The following is a 4,659-nucleotide window of genomic DNA, read 5'->3' as shown; positions in this document are numbered from 1 at the left end:
TGCAGTGACCTGATTCTATAGCCTGATTCGGTGGGCCGGCTCATGAATCGGGTCATGGGGCAGAGCCTCAGTCAGTCAGCTTATTGAGCGGCCTATTAAGCGGCCTATTAAGCGGCCTATGATGCGGGTCAGGTGCGGCAAGTTTCGGGGGCGGCTGCGGTTGCCGGGGCCGGATTGCTTGTGGCGGTTGGGCATCCCGCCTATAATGCCGGGGCTTTCGGCCTTTGCTGGAGTGGGTGCGCGCATAGTGCTCCAGCGGCGGTTGAAGACGCGGGGGTAAGTGCTCAGGTCGCACCCGGAGGTGCAGGAGAGCGGCGATGGAGCCGGGCGAATCACAGGATGAGCCGGTCTTGAAAGACTGGTTGCTAAAGCGTAATTGCGCGGTGACACCGCAGCAGTTCCTGGGGTTTTACCTGTTCCTCGCGACGATTTCTTTTTCGGTCGCGGCCGTAGTGGCACTGTCGGGCGCATGGATGGTGCTGATTTTTAGCGCGCTGGAGCTGGTGGCGGTCGGCATCGCATTTGTGGTGTATGCCCGTCATGCCGTGGATTACGAGCATATTCGCTTGCAGCCGCATCGGCTTATCGTCGAACAAATGTCGGCGCAGCACAAGACACAGTACGAGTTCAACCCGCGCTGGGTGCGGATTGAACTGGGTGAGCAAGATAGCAGCCGGGCGCGGTATCGGCGGCCACGCGGCATGCCGCTGGAACCGATTACACTGCATGCGGCGGGTAAAACGGTTGAGATTGGACAACATCTCGCGCAAGACCGGCGGGCGCAATTCGTGCAAGACTTGCGTGCGTGGATCAGGCGCTGTTCCTGAGCCTGGCGGTTCTGGAAGCACGAGTTTGAATGGTTATTTTGGGTAAGGAAGCTATGAAATCAATCAAGCGAGCCCTGTTGGGCGGACTGGCAGCCAGCAGCCTGCTTCTGAGCGGCGTGGCCCATGCCGTCGGCGACAGTCCCGGCGGCCCGGCAGTCAACGAGCTGAATTTTCAGCCGCCGGTGACGTCGATCGCCCATGAGCTTTACGACTTGCACACCCTGATGTTGCTCATCTGTCTGGTGATCTTCATCGCCGTGTTCGGCGTGATGTTCTATTCGATTTTTGCGCACCGCAAGTCCAAAGGCTACAAGGCTGCGCACTTCCACGAAAGCACCACGGTTGAAATTCTCTGGACCGTGGTTCCGCTGGTGATTGTGGTGCTGATGGCCTTGCCCGCGACCCGCACCGTGATCGCGATGAAAGACACCTCGAATGCCGATTTGACCGTCAAGGTCACCGGTTATCAGTGGAAGTGGGGTTACGACTACGTCAAGGGCCCGGGCGAAGGCATTTCGTTTATCTCGACCCTGTCGACCCCGCGCAGCGAAGTGGAAGGCCAGACGCCGATCAGCGACACCTATTTGCAGGAAGTCGATCATCCGCTGGTGGTCCCGGTCAACAAGAAAATCCGCATCATCACGACCGCGGCCGACGTGGTGCACTCCTGGTATGTGCCGGCATTCGGCGTGAAGCAGGATGCGATCCCCGGTTTTGTGCGCGATACCTGGTTCAAGGTCGAGAAAGTCGGCACGTACCGTGGTTTCTGTACCGAGTTATGCGGTAAAGATCACGCTTTTATGCCGGTCGTGGTGAATGTCCTGTCCGACGACGATTATGCCGCCTGGGTGAAAACCAACCAGCCGGCAGCGGGTGCCGTGGCATTGACCGGCGCGGCGCATAGCGGCCCCTACACCCAGGCCGAGCTGATGGAGCATGGCGAAAAGGTGTTTGCCAGCAATTGCGCAGCCTGCCACCAAGTCAACGGTCAGGGCGCAGGCCCGTTCCCGTCGCTGGTGAATTCGAAAGTGGTGACCGGCCCGTTGGCCGACAACGTGAATCTGGTGCTGCACGGCAAGGGTCTGATGCCTGCCTGGGGCGGCACCTTGAACGATCTCGATATTGCTTCGGCCATTACGTTTATTCGTAATTCCTGGGGCAATCACACGGGTGACGTGGTCCAGCCGGATGTGGTCACGGGCGCACGCGGCGGCAAGCAGCCTGACTTGAAGTCGGCGGCGGATACCTCGCTGGCTAAGTCGGCTACCTGAGTCGGCAAGCTGAGCGGGCAACCCGACGTTTGGGTGCAGGGCGAGGGTTAGGTAAGCCGGACGCGGGGCCTGTTCAACCCAGGTCGCCGCGACGCGGCAAGTACAGTATCAAAAGCTTTGTCCGCACCCTGTGCGGGCACCGTAGTTAAGCGTAAGGAGAGTGTTATGTCGACGGTCTCGCACGACCACGTGATTGGTGATGATCACGATCACGCGCACGGCGCCCCGGTAGGTTGGCGTCGTTGGCTGTACGCCACGAACCACAAGGATATCGGTACCTTGTATCTGGTGTTCTCGTTCACCATGTTTATGGTGGGCGGCGTGATGGCGCTGATGATACGCAGCGAATTGTTCGAGCCGGGCCTGCAAATTGTGCGCCCCGAATTCTTTAACCAGATGACCACGCTGCATGGCCTGATCATGGTGTTCGGCGCCATCATGCCGGCCTTCGTCGGCTTCGCCAACTGGATGATCCCGTTGCAGATCGGCGCCCCCGATATGGCCTTCGCGCGGATGAACAACCTGAGCTTCTGGTTGCTGCCGCCGGCCGCATTGTTGCTGGTCGCTTCCCTGTTCACTCCCGGCGGCGCCACGGCTGCAGGCTGGACGCTGTACGCGCCGCTGTCGGTCCAGATGGGCCCGGGCATGGACTTGGGCATCTTCGCCATCCACATCCTGGGTGCCTCGTCGATCATGGGCGGGATCAACATCGTGGTGACCATCCTGAACCTGCGCGCGCCGGGCATGACCTTGATGAAAATGCCGATGTTCGTCTGGACCTGGCTGATCACCGCATTCTTGCTGATCGCCGTGATGCCGGTACTGGCAGGCGCGATTACCATGCTGTTGTTCGATCGCCATTTCGGTACGTCATTCTTTAATGCCGCAGGCGGCGGTGACCCGGTGCTGTATCAGCACGTGTTCTGGTTTTTTGGACACCCCGAGGTATACATCATGATCTTGCCGGCTTTCGGCATTATCTCGCAGGTGATCCCGACCTTCTCGCGCAAGAAATTGTTCGGCTATAGCTCGATGGTGTACGCGACCGCTTCGATCGCCATCCTGTCGTTTATGGTCTGGGCGCACCATATGTTCGTTACCGGTTTGCCGGTGGCCGGACAACTCTTCTTTATGTACGCCACGCTGCTGGTTGCTGTGCCGACGGGTGTGAAGGTGTTCAACTGGGTCGCCACCATGTGGCGCGGTTCGATGACCTTCGAAACCCCGATGCTGTTCGCCATCGGTTTTCTGTTCGTCTTCACCATGGGCGGTTTCACCGGCCTGATCCTGTCGATCGCCCCGCTCGACGTGGCGATGCATGGTACGTATTACGTGGTGGCTCACTTCCACTACGTGCTGGTTGCAGGCTCGTTGTTTGCCTTGTTCGCCGGCTGGTATTACTGGGCGCCGAAGTGGACCGGTTTTATGTATAACGAATTGCGCGGCAAGATCCACTTCTGGGGCTCGCTGATTTCGTTCAACATTACCTTCTTCCCGATGCACTTTCTCGGCCTGGCAGGCATGCCGCGCCGTTATGCCGATTACCCGGCGCAGTTCACCGATTTCAACCAGGTCGCCACCTTGGGCGCGTTCTGGTTTGGCCTGATGCAGGTGTATTTCCTGTTCTGGGTCGCGCTGCCGGCATATCGCGGCGGTGAAGGTCATGTTGCAGCCGGCGACAAGCCGTGGGATGGCGCGGAAGGCCTGGAATGGACTTTGCCCAGCCCGCCGCCGTTCCATACTTTCGAAACGCCGCCGGTGGTGGAGTAAAGTCGACGCATGGGGTCGACGCAGCTTGTCGACAAATAAAGCGTAGGCCTTGGAATTGTCATGAACACTGTGAAGACGAGCATGCCGAAGCCAGTTAGCAAACTCACCCCGCAACAGCGCGCCGCGAATCGGCGCGTGGGTGCGGTGCTGTTCCTGATCGTGGCGGGTTTTTTCCTGGCAACGATTTTGAATCACGTACATTCCGGTTAAACCCGGCCGGTCGCGCAGGCGGCCGAGCGGGGTTCAAGCCTAAGTTGCGAGCTGGCGGCGGCTTAAGGTTCGAAGCCCAAGCCTGATCGCGGAGAGCCTGATGGATAAAGCGCGAAGCCCAAGTTTTTTCAAGGCGATCAAAGCTGTATTGTGGTCGTTTATCGGCATCCGCAAGGGCAGCTCACACCAGACCGATATGGCTGAATTGAGCCCCGTGCATGTGGTGATCGCCGGGGTGTTATGTGCGGCGGTTTTTATCTGCCTGCTGATTCTGGTGGTGCACGTGGTGCTCGGCAAAATATAGTCCGCAGTTGGGTGCGTTGAATAAAACAACGAATAAGATCATTTGATAGAAGTGGAGAAGTAACCATGAGCGCACATACGCCGGCACATGCGTCGAGTTCACCGTATTTTGTGCCGCAACCGTCACGCCACCCGATTACGGCGGCGATAGGATTGCTGTGCATGTTTTTCTCGCTCGCCGCCTGGCTCAACGGCAGCGCCCTGGCGCCGATCGGTGTGGCGGTCGGCCTGCTGTGGCTGCTGTTTGTCTTGTGGCAGTGGTTTGGCGATGCCATCTC

General features: G+C 58.9%; 5 protein-coding genes and 1 pseudogene. All 6 read left to right on the top strand.

All coding sequences use genetic code 11. The annotated features are described in order from the left end of the window. Positions 1–317: 317 nt before the first annotated feature. Positions 318–827: a DUF2244 domain-containing protein gene (locus tag M0974_RS18410; RefSeq protein WP_297839845.1), complete on the top strand. Its 510-nt coding sequence runs from the start codon at positions 318–320 to the stop codon at positions 825–827. 53 nt (positions 828–880) lie between these two features. After that, on the top strand, positions 881–2,098 hold the full coding sequence (gene coxB, locus M0974_RS18405) for a cytochrome c oxidase subunit II (RefSeq protein ID WP_297839841.1): 1,218 nt from the start codon (positions 881–883) through the stop codon (positions 2,096–2,098). A 165-nt stretch (positions 2,099–2,263) separates the two neighbouring features. Beyond that, positions 2,264–3,868, top strand: a complete 1,605-nt coding sequence (ctaD, locus tag M0974_RS18400) for a cytochrome c oxidase subunit I (RefSeq protein ID WP_297839838.1) — start codon at positions 2,264–2,266, stop codon at positions 3,866–3,868. Positions 3,869–3,928: 60 nt separating this feature from the next. Then, complete coding sequence (locus M0974_RS18395) at positions 3,929–4,078, top strand: hypothetical protein (protein WP_297839835.1); 150 nt, start codon at positions 3,929–3,931, stop codon at positions 4,076–4,078. A 100-nt stretch (positions 4,079–4,178) separates the two neighbouring features. Continuing rightward, positions 4,179–4,382, top strand: a complete 204-nt coding sequence (locus tag M0974_RS18390; RefSeq protein WP_297839834.1) for a DUF2970 domain-containing protein — start codon at positions 4,179–4,181, stop codon at positions 4,380–4,382. A 65-nt stretch (positions 4,383–4,447) separates the two neighbouring features. Beyond that, a pseudogene (locus M0974_RS18385) lies at positions 4,448–4,659 on the top strand (hypothetical protein); the annotation flags it as partial.

The organism is Pseudomonas sp., from assembly GCF_026224925.1.
Taxonomy (GTDB): domain Bacteria; phylum Pseudomonadota; class Gammaproteobacteria; order Pseudomonadales; family Pseudomonadaceae; genus Aquipseudomonas.
The sequence above is the reverse complement of the archived record's forward strand: the minus strand, read 5'-3'. Positions and strand labels throughout refer to the sequence as shown.

Bases quoted from the DNA above. Each gene is read 5' to 3' on its own strand.
- M0974_RS18390 (WP_297839834.1), top strand. From the start codon at position 4,179: ATGGATAAAGCGCGAAGCCCAAGTTTTTTCAAGGCGATCAAAGCTGTA.
- ctaD (WP_297839838.1), top strand. From the start codon at position 2,264: ATGTCGACGGTCTCGCACGACCACGTGATTGGTGATGATCACGATCAC.
- M0974_RS18410 (WP_297839845.1), top strand. From the start codon at position 318: ATGGAGCCGGGCGAATCACAGGATGAGCCGGTCTTGAAAGACTGGTTG.
- M0974_RS18395 (WP_297839835.1), top strand. From the start codon at position 3,929: ATGAACACTGTGAAGACGAGCATGCCGAAGCCAGTTAGCAAACTCACC.
- coxB (WP_297839841.1), top strand. From the start codon at position 881: ATGAAATCAATCAAGCGAGCCCTGTTGGGCGGACTGGCAGCCAGCAGC.